Raw genomic sequence first — 17,692 nt, forward strand, 5'->3', positions numbered from 1 at the left:
GGCCGTCAGGGCGTCTTCAGCTCGTCGGGGCAGGGCGTACCGCGGGGCAGCTGGTACGGCGCGGCCAGCCGGTACGTCCCGGCCTTCGGCGCGTGCAGCACCGTCCACTTGTCGCCGTCGACGTCCTCCGGCGTCGCCATCAGGCACGCCTTGCTCTCCTCGTACGGCCGGCTCTTGCCGTGCTCGTCGACGACGCTGAGCCACGGCGAGTACGGGATGCGGATCAGGATCCGCCCCGCCTTGCGCACCTGGAGGGTCATCTCCCCCTGCTCGGCCCGCTCCACCACCGCGTTCGGCTCGGCGAGCGGGGCCGGGTCGGTCACCTTGAACAGCTGCCAGTTGGCGTCGCCCCAGACCTGCTTCAGGTACGGCATCCCGCGCCGCAGCAGCTCACGTTCCCGCTCGCCGCCGTCCCCGTCCGGGTTGTCCTTGGGCAGCACCACGAAGTGCACGGCCCACCGCTGCAGCCACTCGTGGTAGTTCGCCGAGTTGAGCGTGTCGTCGTAGAAGAGCGGGTTGCGCTCCATGTCGGCCTGCCGGTTCCAGCCGCGGGCCAGGTTGACGTACGGCGCGAGGGCCGACGCCTCCCGGTGCGAGCGGGCCGGGACCACCTCGACACGGCCCTTCTCGGCGCCGACCTTCTGGAGCTCGTTGACGAGCGGGGCGAGCTCCCGGGCCCAGGAGGCGGCCGGCGTGGTGTGGATGATGTCGTCCACCGACTTGAAGCCGACCCACCCGGCGAAGCCCAGCAGCGCCAGCACGGTCACGTACCACTTGCGGGACCTCGGCACCGTGTACGGCAGGACGGCGACCAGGGCCGCGCCCGCGAACAGCATCGGCAGCCGCGAGATGTTGGAGCCGATCTGCGAGCTGATCAGCCAGACCAGGACGACGGCGACGCTGTACACGGCGGCCGTCAGGCGGACCGTCACCCAGTCCTTCGGCGCCAGGAACAGGCACAGCAGGCCGTACAGCAGCGGCAGGACCACCGAGCCGAAGCCCATCGGCTGGGTCCCGGAGAAGGGGAACAGCCAGGCGGACACCGCGACCACCGCCGACGGCGCGAGGCCCAGCGCCCACGCGCCCGGCCGCCGCTTCTGGAGGAACATCGCGGCCGCGATCAGGCCCGTGAACAGTCCCGCCACCGGCGAGGCCATCGTGGCGAGCGCGGCCAGCGGGGCGGCGACCAGCGCCTTCGCCCAGCGCTTGTACCGCCACCGGTACGGCCAGCAGAACACCGCCGCGACCGCGCCGAGCGCGAACATCGTGCCGAGGCCGAAGGTGACCCGCCCGGAAATCGCGTTGCACAGCAACGCCGCGACCCCGGCGAGCGAGGCCCACAGCGGGTTCTTCACCGACCGGCTGCGGATCAGGACCAGCGTCAGCAGGCCCGCCGACACCGTCCCGGCGATCATCATCGTCGTACGGACGCCGAGGACCGACATCAGGTACGGCGACACCACGCTGTACGACACCGGGTGCATGCCCCCGTACCAGGCGAGGTTGTACGCCGAGTCCGGGTGCCGGCCGACGAACTCCGCCCAGGCGTCCTGCGCCGCGAGGTCGCCGCCGCTGTTGGCGAACGTGAAGAACCAGATGATGTGCAGCACGCCCGCGAGCGCGGTCACGGACAGCACGGGATGCCGCAGCAGCCGCTGCCGGAGCGGTTCGACGGCGGCCGACAGCCGGGAACGCCCGCCGGTGCGGTCCGTCCCGCCGCCCTGGCCGTCCGTGCCGTCCGTGCCGGTGGCGCCGCGGTCCGTGCCGGTGGCGCGGTGGTCCGTGCCGGTGGCGCCGCGGTCCGTGCCGGTGGCGTGGTGGTCCGTGCCGGTGGCGTGGTGGTCCGCGCCGCCCGCCGGTTCGCCCGTCGTGTCGCGCGCTGCGCGAGTCGCCGTGTCAGTCGTGGACAGACATATTCGCGCACCCGAGCCCGGGCCCGGATCTGCGTCGTCGGCGTGTGTCGGCTCCGCTGTGGCCACCTGAAGGCACTCCCCGTGTCCCGTCTTCTGTTCTCGGCCGCTTTCCTCTGTGTACCCGGCCGCTTCCCGTCCAGTTCGCGGCCGTGTCCCCGTACCGGCGACCTGCCCCGTTTCGTGACGCTAGCACGCACCCCGCCGCGGGGCCCCGGGGTGGGGGCCTCCGGCAGCGGGGTGCGCGGTGGGCCGGCGGGCGGGACGGTCAGCCCAGACGGGTCAGCTTGGCGCCGAAACCGGGCTCCGCCAGATCCTTCTGGAGGGCCACCGGGACCTTGACCGCACCGGCCGTGCCGTCACCCACGGTGAGCGTGCCGACCGTGGTACCGGCCTTCGCCGTGTGCGGCACGGTGCCGGCGGCGAAGGACAGCTCGACCTTCAGGCCGGCCCAGCCCGACACCGTCACGTCCTTCGTGATCACGATCGGGGTGTGGCCACCGAGCCCGTCGTCCACGTAGCCGACCACGTCGCCCTTCTTCAGGATCTTCTCCGACGTCAGCGCGTCCTGGGCGGCGAGCAGCGCGGTCTTGCTCACCGCGTTGACCGTCTCCAGGATCTTCGGCTTGTGCTGGCCGAGGATCGCGCCCACGAGGGTGACCGTCTGCCCGTCGACCTTCTTGCGGGAGGCGAAGAGCAGGTTGCCGCCGGCCGCGGTGGTGCTGCCGGTCTTGATGCCGATGGCGCCGATCTTGAAGGGCAGCTCGTTGTAGTTGTTCCAGTACTTGCCGGAGGGGTCCGTCCAGCTGGCCGCGCTGCTGATGGCCACCAGGGCCGGCACCTTCACGAACGCGCGGCCGAGCTTCACCTGGTCCTCGGCGGTGGAGACGGTGGTCTCCTTCAGGCCCGAGGGGTCGGTGTACTTCGTGTGGGTCATCCCCAGTTCCCTGGCGGTGGCGTTCATCTTCTTGACGAACGCCGCCTCCGAGCCCGCGTCCCAGCGCGCGAGGAGCCGCGCGATGTTGTTGGCGGAGGGGATCAGGACGGCCGACAGGGCCTGCTTCTCGGTGAGGTGGTCACCGGCCTTGACGGTGTCGAGCGTGGACTCGCCGTCCTTGTAGTAGCCGCCCTCCTTCTCCGCCGTCGGGTCGACCTCGATCTTCGGGCCTTCCTCGCCGGGCTTGAGCGGGTGCTCCCGGAGGATGATGTACGCGGTCATGGTCTTGGCGACCGAGCCGATGGCCACGGGGGTCTGCTTGCCGAAGCTGCCCACCGTGCCGATGCCGTCGCCGTCGATCCAGCCCTGGCCCTCGCCCGGCCAGGGCAGGTTCGTCCTGCCGTCGAAGGTGTAGCTGTCCTCCGCGGTGAGCGCGAGGGTGGGGGGCGGCAGCGGGCGGAACGCCTGTACGACCGCGAAGACGATCGCCAGGAGCAGGACCAGGGGGGTCCAGATCTTGATCCGGCGCACGACCGTGCGGACCGGGGTCTCCGGGGGCGGGGGCGTGTTCGTCAGCTCCGCCAGCAGGTCCAGCGGGGGCTTGGGCGGGACCGGCTGCTGGGTGGTGCGCTCGGGGCCGATCTGGGGGAGGGCGGTGGTGGCGTCGGCGGCGGGCGCGGCCGGCTCGCCCACCGGGGCGCCTGCCGGCTTGGCTGCCGGGGCGCCGGTCGGCTTGGTTGCCGGCTTGCCCGTCGGCCTGGCGGCCGGGCGCATGTCGTCCCTGAGCGCGACGAACTTGCTGGTGCGTTCGGACTCGGACTCGGACGCGGACTCGGTCCGGGGCGCGGACTCGGACTTGGACGCGGTCTCGGTCCGGGGCGCGGACTCGGACTTGGACGCGGTCTCGGTCCGGGGCGCGGACTCGGGCTTGGACGCGGATTCGGGCTCGGACGCGGATTCGGCGGGCTGGGGCTTGGGCTTGCCGCCGAGCTTGAGCATGGTCGTGGGCTGGTCCACGGCGGGCTTCTTGGGCTGTATGGCCTTGAAGACGGTGGTCGCCTCATCGACCCCGCGGGGTTCGGTTCCGCGCGCCTCGGCTTCGCCTTCGGCGTCCGCGTCCCCACCCGCACCACCCGTGCGGGTCTCGTCGTCGGCCGTGGGTGGCCCCTGAGGGGCGTCCTCGCCGTCGGCGGCCGACCGGCCACCACCCACACCCGCCTCGGCTCCGCCATCGGCGTCCGCACCGACCTCGGAAGCCGCGCCGGCCTTGGCCTCCGCGCCGGCACCGGAAGCCTTGCCGGCACCCGCACCGGCACCGGCACCGGCACCGGAAGCCTTGCCGGCACCCGCACCGGCACCGGCACCGGCACCGGCACCGGAAGCCTTGCCGGCACCCGCACCGGAAGCCTTGCCCGCCTCGGAGCCCGCACCGGAAGCCTTGCCGGCCCCGGCGTCCGCACCCGCCTTGCGAGCCGCGCCGGCCTTGGCGTCCGCGCCGGCCTTCGCAGTCGTCGCGTTGGTGGCGGACTCCGCGTCAGCCTTCGCGTCGGCCTTCACGGCTCCGCCCACGCCCGCGTCGGACTTGGCGTCGGCCTTCGCGTCCGCGTCGGCCTCCGACTCGGTGTGAGCCTCCGCGTCGGCCTCGGACTTGGCGTCCTCCGCGTCGGCCTCGGACTTGGCGTCCTCGGCGTCAGCCTTTGCGTCCGGGTCAGCCTTCGCGTCCGCGTCGGTCTTCGCGGCCGCGTCCGCCCCGGTCTCCGCGCCGGCCTTCTTCTTGTCCGTGTCGGCTTCGGACTCGGCGTCAGTCTCCGTGCCCGCGCCCGCCTTTGTTTCCGCGTCGGCCTCGGTCTCCCCTTCGGCCTCGGTCTTCGCGTCGGACCCGGTCTTCCCGTCGGTCTTCGTGCTCTCGTCGGCTCCGGTCTGCCCGGCGGCCTTCGCGTCCCCGGCGGCCTTCGTGGCCGGGCTGGTTTCCCCGGCGGTGTCGGGTGTCGGCTTCTCCGTTGTGTTTGCGGGTGTGTCGGGGTGAGGGTCGCGCACCCATGACGAGACCGCCGCGCGCAGGGCGGTGTCCTCGGGGTCGGCGTCGGCCGGTCGTACCGTCAGGACCTTCGTCGCCGTGTCCGTGCCGCCGCTGTCCGGGGCATCCTCCTCGCGGGCCACGGCGAGACGCGGATCGCGCGCCTCGGGAACCGAACCCGCGTTCCCCGACGTCGGTTCCGCCGACGCCTCACGCTGCTTCGACCTGTCGGGGGACTCGCCCGCCACCGATGCCTCCTCCATGCGTCGCACGCCCCTGGGTGCGCCCTGTCCGAACCATGTACCAGTGTCCTGTGTGAGGGCTTGGCCCCTGCGGTAGACGAGAACGACATACCTGCCGGTTCCCTCACGAACCGGTCACGCACCCTCGACAGACCAATGTGAGAGGGGTCACCCTGTCATTCATCCACGCGGGGAGGCATGGATGGGCAGGAGCCGCAGAACACTTCCGGAGGAGCTTCTGTTGCTCGCACTGGACCCGACCACGGGTACCACTGCGCAGCCGCAGTCGCTCGACCTCGGTCTGGCCGGTGCACAGCTAGTGGAGCTGGCGCTGGCCGGACGGATAGCCCCAGACGGGGATCGTATCGCCGTGGTGGTGCCACGGCCGACAGGAGATCCGACTCTGGACTGCGCATTGGAGTTGCTGCGACGGCGTGGCGCTCCCGTGCGGGCAGTGCACTGGATCGGCGGGCCCCGGCTGGGGCTCCGTCAGACCTATCTCTCGCATCTGGAGCGGTGCGGCATGGTCGCCGCCGTGGCCGGCCAGATGTGCGGGGTGCTGCCGACGACGCGCTACCAGGCGACGGACACCGCCATCAGCCGGGAGATCCGTGCCCGGCTGGATTCCGCGATCCGCACCGGCGTTCCGCCGGACCCGCGGACCGCGGCGCTCGCCGCCCTGGCGCACGCCGTCGGGCTCGGCAAGCACCTGTACCCGGGGAACGAGGGCCGGTCCTCGCGCTCCCGGTTGCGGGATCTGATCCGGCACGACCCGATGGGCGGGCTCGTCGCGCACGCCGTGATGGACGTGCAGAACGGCGCCGCCGCCCAGCCGCGCCGCGGACCGGCCGCGGCCGGCCGGCCGGGCCAGGCCGGTGCCAGGGCGGAACCCGCGCGCGCGGTTCCGATGCAGCCGCACCGCGGCTCCATGGCACGCGTCGTGGCCCACTGAACCGGTCCCCACGAACCGGTTCGGCAGTCGCTCGTCCGAGCGGGGCGGCGGGACCCCAGGTCCCGCCGCCCCGCTCGACTGCGTCCGCGGGGCGGGTGATCCGGCGGGCAACAGTTCGAGGAGGCGCCGCATATCCCTTGTTTTCCAGCGGTAGAAAGCACCTTGGTGGCAGTCTGCTCAACAGCAGATACGGAAAGTGTCAAGTACAGGCAGGCAGCCGGAGGTGCGCGTCCCGTGGCGTCCAATGTCAATCCCACCGTCAGGCGGCGCCGGCTGGGCCAGGAGCTGCGCAGGCTCCGCGAGCTCAAGGGCATGACGGCCGAAGAGGTGGCGGAGCGGCTGCTCGTGTCGCAGTCGAAGATCAGCAGGCTGGAGAACGGCCGCAGGAGCATCAGCCAGCGCGATGTGCGCGACCTGTGCGGGGTGTACGAGGTCGAGGACCAGCGGATCGTCGACTCGCTGATGGAGATGGCCAGGGACTCCCGGCAGCAGGGGTGGTGGCACACCTTCGGCGACATCCCGTACAGCGTCTACATCGGGCTGGAGACCGACGCCGAGTCGCTGCGGGTGTACGAACCCCAGCTGGTGACCGGCCTGCTGCAGACCCGGGCGTACGCCGAGGCGCTGGTGCAGGGCGCGTTGCCGGAGACGTCGACGAACGAGATCGAGAAGCGCGTCCAGGTGCGGATGCGGCGACAGGAACGTATCACCGCCGAGAACAACCCGCTCCGGCTGTGGGTGGTGCTGGACGAGGCCGCCCTGCGCCGGGTGGTGGGCAGCCGGCTGGTGATGCGCGAGCAGCTGGAGCACCTGATCGAGATGTCGCAGCTGCCGCACGTCACCGTGCAGGTGCTGCCCTTCGAGGTGGGCGCGCACCCGGGGCTCAACGGCCAGTACGCGATCCTGGAGTTCGCCGACGCGGCCGACTCCAGCGTGGTGTACCTGGAGGGCGTCACCAGCGACCTGTACCTGGAGAAGGCGCAGGACGTGCAGAAGTACGCCGTGATGTACGAACATCTGCGGGCACAGTCCCTCAATGTGGAGGCGTCCCGGCAATTCATCGCCGAACGGGCGAAAGACTACGCGGACTGAGGCGGATCCGCCGGGGGCGAGGGATCGTACACCGTCGGTCCACTGCCGTGGAAGGCCCACCTGGAATATGCCATCCGGTCGAGTGAACACCCGCTCCACCGAGACCAGTTGCCCGGTAGCGTCGATCACGCCAATCAGACGACATGGTTGGCGTGAACCGCACTACGCAACTCGCAACAGGAGTGGACATGGCACTGATTCAGGGCGCTTCGGAGACGTGGATGAAGTCCTCTTATTCCGCGGGCAACGGCGCCTGCGTCGAGATCAAGGCGCCCACCGCCGCCGAACTCGCCGTCCGCGACTCCAAGACCCTCGACGGCCCGATCCTGGCCTTCCCCGCCGACGCGTGGAACGCCTTCGTGGCCTCGGTCAAGGCGTGAGGGGTTCCCCCTGACGCTGACCGCACCACTGCACAGCACCACCAGGAGAGCCCTCTCGTCCAGTCGCCGTCCTTGCCGAGAGGGCTCACCGGTGTCCGGCTACCGCACCGGGAACGCCACGTCGCAGACCGGGTCCCCGGCTCCCGCCGCGGCCCAGTCGGCGAAGTAGATCTCCCGGCAGGGCCCCGCCGGCTCCAGCCCCTCCCGGGCCAGCCACTGCTCCACCGCCTCGAACGCGGCCAGGATCTGCGGGTGCGCCACCTGCGCCTTGGTGATCCGGGTGTAGGCCAGCCGGGTCGCCGGCTCCTCCCGCACCCGGGTCCCCCAGACCCGCCCGTGCTCCCGGGCCCACGCCCGGGCCGCCTCGGCGTCCGCGACCGGCACGCACGACTCGGCGGGCCCGTCGCTCTCCATCGAGACCTCGGAGTGGTAGACGACGAACGGCGCCCCCGTGACCCCGCCGCACTTCCCGGCGGCCGCCTCCAGGCGGCCCAGGGACGCCCCGATCCAGGTGGGCAGTTCGTCCGCCAGTGTGCGCCGCGACTCGGTGATCACCACCCGCGCCGGCACCTCCACGGTCTCGATCGTGAACTTCTCGTACATCGCGCAGCTCCCGCCCGACAGTCGTCCACGGAGGTACTCGGCGAGGGCGCGCTGCCCGGCCACCCGGGCCTCCACGTCCGCCCAGTAGGCGGCGAGCCGGCCGGCGGCCTCGGGCCCCTCGGCCGTCACCACCTCGGCGATCCGGGCGAGCGGCATGTCCAGCTGCCGCAGCAGCGCCACCAGGCGGGCCCGTTCGACCTGACCGGCGCGGTAGTAGCGGTAGCCGCTGGACACGTCGACCCGGGCCGGCTCCAGCAGGCCGAGCCGGTCGTACAGCCGCAGGGCCTTGGCCGACAGGCGGGACCGCGCGGCGAAGGCGCCGATGGTGAGCAGGTCCTCGTCCGCGTCCTCGTTCACGTCGTCGGCCCCTTCCGCCGGCGCGCCCCCACGGCGCGCCCGCCCCTCCGTCACCGGGCGGGCCGTCCCGCCCGGCGCGGAGGACACTGCCGGTTGCCCCAGGGGCAAGGTCGAGCCGCGCTCAGCCGAGCTGGGCCTCGATGGCGGCGACGACCTCGGCCGACTCCGGCTCGGTCTGCGGCGAGAACCGCGCGACGACCTGCCCGTCCCGGCCGATCAGGAACTTCTCGAAGTTCCAGCGGATGTCGCCGGAGTGGCCCTCGGCGTCGGCGAAACCGGTCAGCCGCTCGTACAGCGGGTGCCGGCCCGCGCCGTTGACCTCCACCTTCTCGGTGAGCGGGAAGGTCACGCCGTACGTCGCCGAGCAGAACTCGGCAATCTCCTCGGCGGTGCCGGGCTCCTGGCCGAGGAACTGGTTGCAGGGTACGCCGAGCACGGTGAAACCCCGCTCGGCGTACCGCTCCTGGAGCTTCTCCAGCCCCGAGTACTGCGGGGTCAGGCCGCACTTGGAGGCCACGTTCACGATGAGGACCGCCTTGCCGGCGTACTGGGCCAGGTCGGCGGGGCCGCCGGTGAGGGCGTCGATCTCGACATTCAGGACGTTGGTCATGAGCGGATGCTATGCGCCCCGGCTCTCCGGGTCAGGGGCAGGTGACCACCTGGCCGGCCCAGGACAGGCCGCCGCCGAAGGCGAGCAGGAGGACCGGCGCGCCCGAGGGGATGGCGTTCCGCTCCGTCAGCTTGGACAGGGCGAGCGGGACGGAGGCGGCGGAGGTGTTGCCGGAGTCGGTGACGTCCTGGGCGATCACGACGTCCTCGCGCAGCTCCAGCTGGCGGACCACGGCTTCGATGATGCGCAGGTTGGCCTGGTGCGTGACGACGGCGGCCAGGTCGGCCGGGGTCAGCCCGGCCCGCTCGCAGGCTTCCCGGGCGATGGCGGGGAGCTGGCTGGTCGCCCAGCGGAACACGGCCTGGCCCTCCTGCTCGAAGTGCGGGTGCCAGTCGTCGACCAGGCGGACGGCGTCGCTGCGGGTCGGGTCGGAACCCCAGGCGACCGGGCCGACGCCCGCGTCGCCGGACGCGCTGAGCACGGCGGCACCGGCGCCGTCGCCGAGCAGGACGCAGGTGCTGCGGTCGCTCCAGTCGGTGACGTCGGACATCTTCTCGGCGCCGATGACCAGCGCGTGGCGGGCGGCGCCGGCACGCAGCGCGTGGTCCGCGCAGGCGAGGGCGGTGCAGAAGCCGGCGCAGGCGTTGTTGAGGTCGAAGGCGACCGGGGAGGGGATGCCGAGCCGGGCCGCGACCTGGGCCGCGGTCGAGGGGCTGCGGTCGATCGAGGTGCAGGTCGCCACCGTGACCAGGCCGATGTCGGCGGGCTCCAGGCCGGAGCCGGCGAGGGCCTTGCTCGCGGCGGTCGCCGCCATGTCGGTCACCGACTCGTCGTCGGCGGCGATGTGGCGCGTGGCGATTCCGGTGCGGCGGCGGATCCACTCGTCGCTGGTCTCCACCATGGAGGCCAGGTCGTCATTGGTGAGGATCCGGGCCGGCTGGTAGTGGCCGAGGGCTGCGATGTGGCTTCCCTGCACGGCTGACTCTCCTTGGCTTGGCAGCAGTGCCCGGAATATAGCAACCGACCGATCGGAAGTTAAATGCGCGGGTGGCTCGCTAGGATGGCGCCATGAGCCCACGTAACTCCGTCGCCGGCGCCCGCCGGACCCGCCACCGCATCGTGGAGCGCGGCATGGTGATCGCCTCGGTCGACGGCCTCCAAGGGCTGAGCATCGGGCGCCTCGCCACCGACCTGGGGATGAGCAAGGCCGGGGTGCTCGGTCACTTCGGCACCAAGGAGGCGCTCCAGCTGGCCACCCTGGAGCGCGCCTCGGAGGTCTTCTCCCGGGCGGTGTGGGAGCCGGCGCAGGGCGAGCGGCCCGGCCTGCCCCGGCTGCGGGCCGTCTGCGAGGCATGGATCGGCTACCTCGTCACGGAACGCGACACCTTCCCCGGCGGCTGCCTCTTCACCACCGCCTCCGTCGAGTTCGACGCCCGCGGCGGCCTGCTGCACGACCGGGTCGCCCAGCTCTTCCGGGTGTGGCGGCGCCGGCTCGCCCGGGACGTGAGCATCGCCGTGGCCGCGGGCGAGCTCCCGGCCGACACGGAGCCGGAGCAGGTCGCCTACGAACTCGTCGGCCTCTACATGGCGCTCAACCAGGAGATCCAGCTCTTCGCCGCCCCCGGCGCGCCCCAGCGCACCCGCCGGGCCCTGGAGCGGCTGCTCGGGCCGGCACCCGCCTGACGGCCCCCGGCAGGTACACGGAATGCGCAGGGGCCCCGGCCGACGGCCGGGGCCCCTGCGCATTCCCGCTGCCCACCGCCTGGCTAGGCGGCCGGCCGTCCGGTGTCCCGCCGCCGGGCCCGCCAGGCGGCCGCGACCTCGTCGAAACGGGTGGCGGCGGCGTCCAGCTCCGCCAGGTGACGGCCCAGGTCCTCCTGCGCCTCGGCGCCCTCGGGACCGAGGCCGCCGACGTCGAGCACGCCCAGCGTGCGCAGCACCGGCATGACAACGTCGTCACGATGGATCCGCGGGTTGTAGACACCCGCCAGCGCCATCTTCCGGGACGCCCGGGCGAAACCGGGAATGGTGTGCCCGGGCATCCGGAAGCCCTTGACGACGTCCCGGAACGCCACCACGGTCCGGTCCGCGGACACCTCCAGCGAGGCGCCCAGCAGGTTCCGGTAGAAGAGCATGTGCAGGTTCTCGTCCTTGGCGATGCGCGCCATCATCCGGTCGCACACCGGGTCACCGGCGAGCTTGCCGGTGTTGCGGTGCGAGATCCGGGTGGCCAGCTCCTGCACGGTCAGGAAGACCATGGAGTGCAGGATGCTCGCGCTCGCGTCGGTCACGTGCCCCTTGGACACCTGCGTCATCCGCAGGCGCTCCAGCTCGACCGGGTCCACCGCCCGGCTGGTGAGCAGGTAGTCGCGGATGGCGATGGAGTGCCGCCCCTCCTCGGCGGTCCACCGGTGCAGCCACTCGCCCCAGGTGCCCTCCAGGCCGAACAGCTCGGCCCGGGAGTGGTGGTAGCTGGGCAGGTTGTCCTCGGTCAGCAGGTTGACGACCAGCGCGGTCCGGGCGATCTCGGAGAGCCGCGACTGCTCCGGTGACCACTCCTCGCCGCCCAGGACACCGCCGAAGTTGCGGCCCCGGTCCCAGGGCACGTACTCGTGCGGCATCCACTCCTGTGCCGTCGCCAGGTGCCGGTCGATCTCCGCCGTGACGGCGTCTTCAAGCGTGTGCAGCAGCCAGGCGTCCTCGCGCTCCACGCCCACTCCTCTCCGCTCGGTCAGGACACCCGGCCCGGCTTGCCGCCGCCCGGTGCGAGGGGCACCGCGAGCAGGGAGGCCGCGGCGACCAGGGACCAGACGACGGTCCAGGACGTGCCCGAGAGGACGGCGGGGATGATCAGCGGGGTGACGAACGCGCCGGCGAAGGCGGTGGTGTTCTCCATGCCGAGCGCGGCACCGGCGCGCTGCGCCCCGGCCATCGAGGCGATCTCCGTGTAGGCGACGCCGTGCCAGGCGTTGGCGAGCATGCCGCCGATCGCGAGAGCCGCGGCCACCAGCAGGACGGGCCCGTGGCTGAGCGCGGCGGCACCGGCCATGGCGACACCGGTGACGGCGCCGATCGTCCGGACGTAGGCACGGCGGTTGCCGTTGCGGTCGGTGTAGCGGCCGGACCAGACGCGGATGGCCGCGCCGCCGATCTGCACCACCAGGATCGTCACACTGCCGACGACCAGGCCGGCGTCCTTGGCGTCGTGCAGGAAGATGCCCGCGAAGGAGAGCACCGCGATCTGCGGCATGGTCAGCAGGGCGCTGGCCAGCGCCAGCCGCCAGCAGTCCCACCGCTTCAGCGGCGACACGCTCTCGGTGGCGGCGGCGCTCGCGGCCCCGGCGGCGGCCGGCTTCACCAGGGCCTCCGGCTCGTGCAGCCAGCGCCAGGCCGCGGCGGCCGTCACGAAGCAGAACGCGGTGAGCACGGCGAACACCGCGCGGAAGCCCACGGCGGTGGCCAGCCAGGGCAGCAGGGCCGCGCCGACGGCGCCGCCCGCCGGGATCGCGGTCTGCCGGATGCTCATGGCGAAACCGCGTTCCCGGTCGTGGAACCACAGCATGACGGCCCGCCCGGACGAACCGTTCACACTGCCGCCCAGCAGGCCGACGAACAGCATGCACACGGCGAGCAGGACGGCCGAGGGCACCGCGCCCCCGGACGGCACGACGAACGCCGCCATCAGGGCCAGCACCGATCCGGTCGACAGCAGCCCGGTCAGGAGGATCCTGCGGTCTCCGTACCGGTCCGTCAGCAGACCCCAGACGATCTCGGACATGGCGACGCCCAGCAGCACGCCGCCGAGCACGAAACCGAGTTCACTCGTGCTCAGGTGGTACTCGGAGCGCATGACCGTACCGGTGACCGGGATGCCCGCGAAGGCAGCGGAGAAGCTGGCCTGGGCGGCCACCCCGATCCCGAGGATGGTCCACCGGTGGCGCGGACCGAACGAACGGGCCGCTTGCCGAGGGGGGAGAGTGGACGTGGGCGAGGTCGACACGGTGATTCCTGTGGGGCGTCGGGGGAAGTGGGGGGAACGCGGGCGTGGGTCAGACCGGCTGGACCGGCTGCTCCCACACGACCAGCGCGAGGCAGCCCTTGGGGCTGCGCGGGGTGTGCACGCTGTCCGGCTCCATGCTCAGCAGGCTGCCGGCCGGGTGCACCCCGGCCTCCGTCTCCAGCTCACCGTCGAGCACGTAGATGAGCTCGTAGCCGGGGTGACGGTGGGTCCGGGCCGCGGCCCCGGGCAGGTAGCGGACCACGGCGGCGGCCGGACCCCCCTCGCCGGTCTGCTCCGGGCCGTAGAGCCGGTGGATCTCGGCGTTGGTACGCCCGTCCGCGGTCAGCGGCTGGAAGTCGAGTTCCGCGACCCCGAACTCACCGGACGCCAGCTTGGCGAAGAGCAGGGGGAGGTTTTCGGACTGGACAGCAGACATGTCGGCCTCTCAGGGGTCCGGCCGCGGCCGGGGCAGTGATGACTGAGGATGAAGGGGGAAGGGGCGGAGCGTCAGGTGCCGTCGCCGACGCGGCCCGGCACGCCGTCGATCCACCGGTCCGCGTACCGGTCGGCGGCGGCCTGGTCACGGAAGGCGTAGGTCTTCAGCAGCCAGCGCTGACGGGCCCGCTCCGGGTCGTTGATCTCCATCTTGTCCCGGCTGTGCAGACCGTCCTGGTTGGCGAAGGTGAACAGGTCGCCGGTCTGGATCCGGTGCCGGGTCTTGTTGGCCCGCACCAGCGCGTTCTTCAGGGCGAGCAGCGCGTCCTTGGCCTCGGGCGGGGCCGTCTCGGTCACCGTGGTGGTGGTGTCGAGGTAGCGGAAGCTGTGCTCGTTCTCCAGGATCGCGTGGTCCTCGGAGACGCTGAGCGCGCCGTTGTTGTCCCGGGAGAACACGTCGTACGGCGTGATGAAGTACGGCTTGCGCAGCACCGCCTGCTGCTCCTCGGTGAGGTGCGCCAGCAGGTCCCGGCCGTCCACGAAACCGGTGTAGATGTAGTCGGCGCCGTCGGGGCAGCGCATGCCGAGCAGGCAGATGAAGTCGGCCCGCACCGGGTGCGCCGTCCGGTCGTTGTGGTAGACCAGCTCGCTGTCGCTGAAGCCGGTCTGCATCCCGCTGTACTTGTTGATGGCGATGACGTCCACGAAGAACGCCCCGTTGAACCGGGTGCCGTAGGACAGCAGCGGGGTCTCGACGAGCCGGCCGAACAGGGCCAGGAACGCCTCGCCGATGAAGGTGTGCTTCTTGGCGTGCTTGTCCGCGATCGGGTCGTCCAGGTCGAGCAGCGGGATGTCCTCGTCCAGCGGGCAGTTGCGCAGCACGTGGGCCTGCGTGCCGCCCGCCGCGCGCTCGTCGCGGATGCGCCGGCACAGGTCCACGAAGTACCCGGGCACGTCGCCGCTGTCGGCCAGGTCGGCTATCGCGGCGCTGAACGCGCTGTGGTCCTCGTAGGGGTTCTTCGTGACGCCGCGCAGCAGCTCGCGCAGCGCGTCCCGCTCGGTGTCGGTGAAGGTGTAAACAGGTTCCACGGTGGTGGTCCTCAATCTGGTGCTTCGGTCGGGCCTCAGGCCGCGGCGACGGCGGACCCGGGGACGAGTTCGGCGGCGAGCCGGGCCTTGACGACCGCGAGGTCTTCGCAGTCGCCGCCGGTCCGCTCCGCGATGTGTACGCGGTACAGCTCGTTCAGCTCGGCGTCGGTGACGGTGACGCCCAGTTCGTCCAGCAGGTGGCGCAGGACGGTGCGCCCCGAGTGGCGGCCGACGAGCACGCTGCGCTCCCGGCCGAACCGCGCGGGCTCGACGTACTCGTAGGTGGCGGGGTTGCGCAGGATGCCCTGCTGGTGGATGCCGGCGGCCGTACCGAAGGCGTACGTGCCGAAGATCGCCTTGTTGCGGGGCTCCTCCAGCCGGATGATGCGGCGCAGCTCGGTGTAGACCTCGTACATGCGGTCCAGCCGGATCTCGCTGTACAGGCCGGTGACGTCCTGCTTGTACGCCAGCAGCGCGGCGATCTCCTCCAGCGCCGTGTTCCCGGCGCGTTCGCCGATGCCGCCGAGCGTGGCCTGCACCTCGTCGGCGCCGGCCACGAGACCGGCCAGCGCGTTCGCGGTGGACAGGCCGAAGTCCTCGTGGCAGTGGGTGGCGATGCGCACCGGGGACGGCGCCCAGGCGCGGAACTTGGTGATGAGACCGGCGTACTCCTCCGGGGTCAGCGCACCGGAGGTGTCGGCGACCACGAAGCAGCTGGCACCCGCCTCGACGGAGCGCTCCGTCAGCTCGCGCAGCAGGTCCTCCTCGCCGCGGCTGGCGTCCTCGATGCCGACGGAGACGTCCTCCACGCCGAGCGAGCGGGCGAAGGCGATCGCCTCCAGGACCTCGGCCAGGCCCTGGGCGCGGGTGATGCGCCGCTTGTGCTCCAGGTGGATGTCGCTGCCGGTCGCGGCGATCTGGACCTGGTGGCGGGCGGTGCCGCCGGCCTCCACGGCCGTCTCGATGTCCTTCGGGACGGCCCGGCAGAACGTCGTGAAGCTGGCCGTGGTGAGGTGCTGGGAGATCAGCCGGGTCGCCTCGAAGTCGCTGGGCGAGGAGGCCGGGAACCCGGTCTCGATCCGGTCCACGCCCAGGGACTCGATGCCCAGGGCGAGTTCGAGTTTGTCCTTGGGACCCATGGCGTTGGCCGGGGCCTGTTCACCGTCGCGGAGCGAGGTGTCGAAGAAGGAAACACGGCGCATGTCAGCTCGGCTTTCTGGTGAGTGGGGCGACCGGTTCGGCGGTGGCCGTGACTGCCGTGCCGGCGTACCCGTTGGCACGCCGGGCGAGCGCGTCACCCATCCTGTCGAGCGCCTGGTCGATGACGTCCCGGGACGTGGCGTAGGAGAGCCGGACGTGCCCCTCGCCGCCGGGACCGAACGCGCTGCCGGGAGTCACCGCGACGCGGGCCTCGTCCAGCAGCCATGCGGCGAACTCCGCCGAGGTGGCGAAGCCGGTGCCGCGGATGTCGGGGAAGACGTAGAAACTGCCCTCGGGCCGGGCGCACTCCACGCCGGGCAGCCGGTTCAGACCGGCCACGATGAGGTCCCGGCGGGCGGCGTACTCGCGCGTCATGGCCGTGACCTCGTCCTGCGGACCGGTCAGGGCCGCGAGGCCGCCGTGCTGGATGAAGGTGCCCGCACAGCCCACGGAGTGCTGCTGCGCCTTGAGGACCTCGCGGACGAGGTCGTCGGGCCCGGCGACGTAGCCGAGCCGCCAGCCCGTCATGGCGTGGGCCTTGGAGAACCCGTTGACCGTCAGCGTCCGCTCGGCGCAGCCCGGCAGGGACGCCAGACTGACGTGCCGGGTCCCGTCGTAGATGATCTTCTCGTAGATCTCGTCCGCGATCACCAGCAGGTCGTGCTCCTGGACGAAGGCGGAGACGACCTCCGCCTCCTCGCGGCTGAGCGCCCGCCCGGTCGGGTTGTTGGGCGTGTTGAGCAGCAGCACCCTGGAGCGCGGCGTGACGTGCCGCTCCAGCGCCTCGCGGGTGATGCGGAACCCGGTGCCCGGGTCCAGCGGCGCGGAGACGGGCACCGCACCGATCAGATGGGCCATGGAGGCGTAACTGACCCAGCTCGGCGTGGGAATGACGACTTCGTCGCCCGGTTCGAGCAGCGCCATCAGAGAAATGAACAGAGCATGCTTCGCCGATGGCGTGACGATGATTTCCTTGTCACGCCGGGCGACGATCCCGTTCTCCCGCTCCAGCTTCTCCGAAATAGCGGTCAGCAGTTCGGGGAGGCCCCGGCTCGGAGCGTAGTGCGTGTGCCCTGCATGCAGCGCCGCGGAAGCGGCCTCGACAACATGGGCCGGAGTGTCGAAGTCCGGCTCCCCGCCACCGAGATCGAGAACATCGATGCCCTCAGCACGCATCGCGTGCACACGCTCCAGAACGGCGAAGGTCGCCGACGGCTGAATGCGGGAGAAACGGCTCGCGGCGCGCTTCCTCATCCCGTGCTCCCCAGACCGAACGCCTCGGCGACCGAGGAGATCCGCGCGGTGCGGCCGATCACCTTCAGGGCCGCCGCGTGCATCTCGTCACCGTCGGCGGCGGTGGCGTCCTCCAGCACCTCGACCGTGTAGTCCCGGTCGTGGCCGTCACGTGCGGTCGCGAGGATCACCATGTCGGTGGAGACGCCGGTGAGCAGCAGCGTGTCGACGCCGAGGGCGCGCAGCGTCAGGTCGAGACCGGTGCCGTAGAAGGGGCTGATGCGGTGCTTGGCGACGACGGGCTCACCGTCGACGGGCTTGACCGCGTCGTGCGGTTCGGTGGCCCAGGTGCCGAGCAGGATCCGGCCGTCCTCCTTCGCGCTGCGGAAGACATCGGACGAGGCCGGCCACTCCGGGTATCCCGCGCTGAATCCCACGACGACATGAATCACCGGAATGTCCCGGGCCCGCGCCGTCTCCAGCGCCACCGCCGCGCGTTCCAGCACGCCACGCTCGGCGACCTGGCGGGCATAGCCCTCGCGGCCGTATCTGCCGTCGGGGTGAACAATGTCGTTAATGAGATCCAGCATCAGCAGTGCCGGTTTTCTCACCACAGCTCCTCAGCTCCTTGGCTC

At 71.8% G+C, this 17,692-nt stretch carries 16 protein-coding genes; 4 read left to right on the forward strand and 12 right to left on the reverse strand.

Annotated elements, in window-relative coordinates; all coding sequences use genetic code 11:
• Positions 1–5: 5 nt before the first annotated feature.
• On the reverse strand, positions 6–1,979 hold the full coding sequence (locus ABZ576_RS05340; RefSeq protein ID WP_360736013.1) for an MFS transporter: 1,974 nt from the start codon (positions 1,977–1,979) through the stop codon (positions 6–8).
• A gap of 199 nt (positions 1,980–2,178) precedes the next feature.
• A complete protein-coding gene (locus ABZ576_RS05345; RefSeq protein ID WP_360736016.1) occupies positions 2,179–5,127 on the reverse strand; it encodes a D-alanyl-D-alanine carboxypeptidase in 2,949 nt (982 codons plus the stop codon).
• 181 nt (positions 5,128–5,308) lie between these two features.
• Between ABZ576_RS05345 and ABZ576_RS05350 the strand changes: the two genes are divergently transcribed.
• From ABZ576_RS05350 to ABZ576_RS05360, 3 genes are all read left to right on the forward strand, one after another.
• Positions 5,309–6,058, forward strand: coding sequence for a GPP34 family phosphoprotein (locus ABZ576_RS05350; protein WP_360736019.1), 750 nt, complete (start codon positions 5,309–5,311; stop codon positions 6,056–6,058).
• A gap of 234 nt (positions 6,059–6,292) precedes the next feature.
• Positions 6,293–7,150: a helix-turn-helix transcriptional regulator gene (locus ABZ576_RS05355; protein ID WP_360736021.1), complete on the forward strand. Its 858-nt coding sequence runs from the start codon at positions 6,293–6,295 to the stop codon at positions 7,148–7,150.
• A 188-nt stretch (positions 7,151–7,338) separates the two neighbouring features.
• A complete protein-coding gene (locus ABZ576_RS05360) occupies positions 7,339–7,530 on the forward strand; it encodes a DUF397 domain-containing protein (protein ID WP_360736024.1) in 192 nt (63 codons plus the stop codon).
• Positions 7,531–7,629: 99 nt separating this feature from the next.
• Here ABZ576_RS05360 and ABZ576_RS05365 read toward each other — a convergent pair whose 3' ends face one another.
• From ABZ576_RS05365 to ABZ576_RS05375, 3 genes are all read right to left on the reverse strand, one after another.
• Positions 7,630–8,490, reverse strand: a complete 861-nt coding sequence (locus ABZ576_RS05365) for a MerR family transcriptional regulator (RefSeq protein WP_360736025.1) — start codon at positions 8,488–8,490, stop codon at positions 7,630–7,632.
• A gap of 121 nt (positions 8,491–8,611) precedes the next feature.
• Positions 8,612–9,100 (reverse strand): glutathione peroxidase, encoded by a 489-nt coding sequence (locus ABZ576_RS05370; protein WP_360736027.1) that lies wholly within the window; start codon positions 9,098–9,100, stop codon positions 8,612–8,614.
• A 31-nt stretch (positions 9,101–9,131) separates the two neighbouring features.
• The gene (locus ABZ576_RS05375; RefSeq protein WP_360736028.1) at positions 9,132–10,076 is read right to left on the reverse strand and encodes a beta-ketoacyl-ACP synthase III; all 945 of its coding nucleotides are present in this window, start codon (positions 10,074–10,076) and stop codon (positions 9,132–9,134) included.
• A 92-nt stretch (positions 10,077–10,168) separates the two neighbouring features.
• Between ABZ576_RS05375 and ABZ576_RS05380 the strand changes: the two genes are divergently transcribed.
• Positions 10,169–10,783, forward strand: a complete 615-nt coding sequence (locus ABZ576_RS05380) for a TetR/AcrR family transcriptional regulator (RefSeq protein ID WP_360736030.1) — start codon at positions 10,169–10,171, stop codon at positions 10,781–10,783.
• Positions 10,784–10,866: 83 nt separating this feature from the next.
• On the opposite strand, the gene ABZ576_RS05385 is transcribed toward ABZ576_RS05380, so the two are convergent.
• The 7 genes from ABZ576_RS05385 to ABZ576_RS05415 form a co-directional block, all read right to left on the reverse strand.
• A complete protein-coding gene (locus tag ABZ576_RS05385; RefSeq protein WP_360736032.1) occupies positions 10,867–11,811 on the reverse strand; it encodes an acyl-ACP desaturase in 945 nt (314 codons plus the stop codon).
• Positions 11,812–11,831: 20 nt separating this feature from the next.
• Positions 11,832–13,010: an MFS transporter gene (locus ABZ576_RS05390; RefSeq protein ID WP_360736035.1), complete on the reverse strand. Its 1,179-nt coding sequence runs from the start codon at positions 13,008–13,010 to the stop codon at positions 11,832–11,834.
• Positions 13,011–13,149: 139 nt separating this feature from the next.
• Positions 13,150–13,536: a cupin domain-containing protein gene (locus ABZ576_RS05395; protein ID WP_360736037.1), complete on the reverse strand. Its 387-nt coding sequence runs from the start codon at positions 13,534–13,536 to the stop codon at positions 13,150–13,152.
• Between the two features lie 71 nt (positions 13,537–13,607).
• Entirely contained in the window at positions 13,608–14,624 is a 1,017-nt protein-coding gene (locus tag ABZ576_RS05400) for a TauD/TfdA family dioxygenase (RefSeq protein ID WP_360736040.1), read from the reverse strand.
• A 35-nt stretch (positions 14,625–14,659) separates the two neighbouring features.
• On the reverse strand, positions 14,660–15,826 hold the full coding sequence (locus tag ABZ576_RS05405) for a pyruvate carboxyltransferase (protein ID WP_360736042.1): 1,167 nt from the start codon (positions 15,824–15,826) through the stop codon (positions 14,660–14,662).
• A 1-nt stretch (position 15,827) separates the two neighbouring features.
• Positions 15,828–17,078 (reverse strand): pyridoxal phosphate-dependent aminotransferase, encoded by a 1,251-nt coding sequence (locus ABZ576_RS05410; protein ID WP_360736045.1) that lies wholly within the window; start codon positions 17,076–17,078, stop codon positions 15,828–15,830.
• A complete protein-coding gene (locus tag ABZ576_RS05415) occupies positions 17,075–17,668 on the reverse strand; it encodes an isochorismatase family cysteine hydrolase (RefSeq protein WP_360736048.1) in 594 nt (197 codons plus the stop codon). The genes ABZ576_RS05410 and ABZ576_RS05415 overlap by 4 nt, the downstream gene beginning before the upstream one ends.
• Positions 17,669–17,692 lie beyond the last annotated feature (24 nt).

It is taken from the genome of Streptomyces sp. NPDC013455, from assembly GCF_040632975.1.
Taxonomy (GTDB): domain Bacteria; phylum Actinomycetota; class Actinomycetes; order Streptomycetales; family Streptomycetaceae; genus Streptomyces.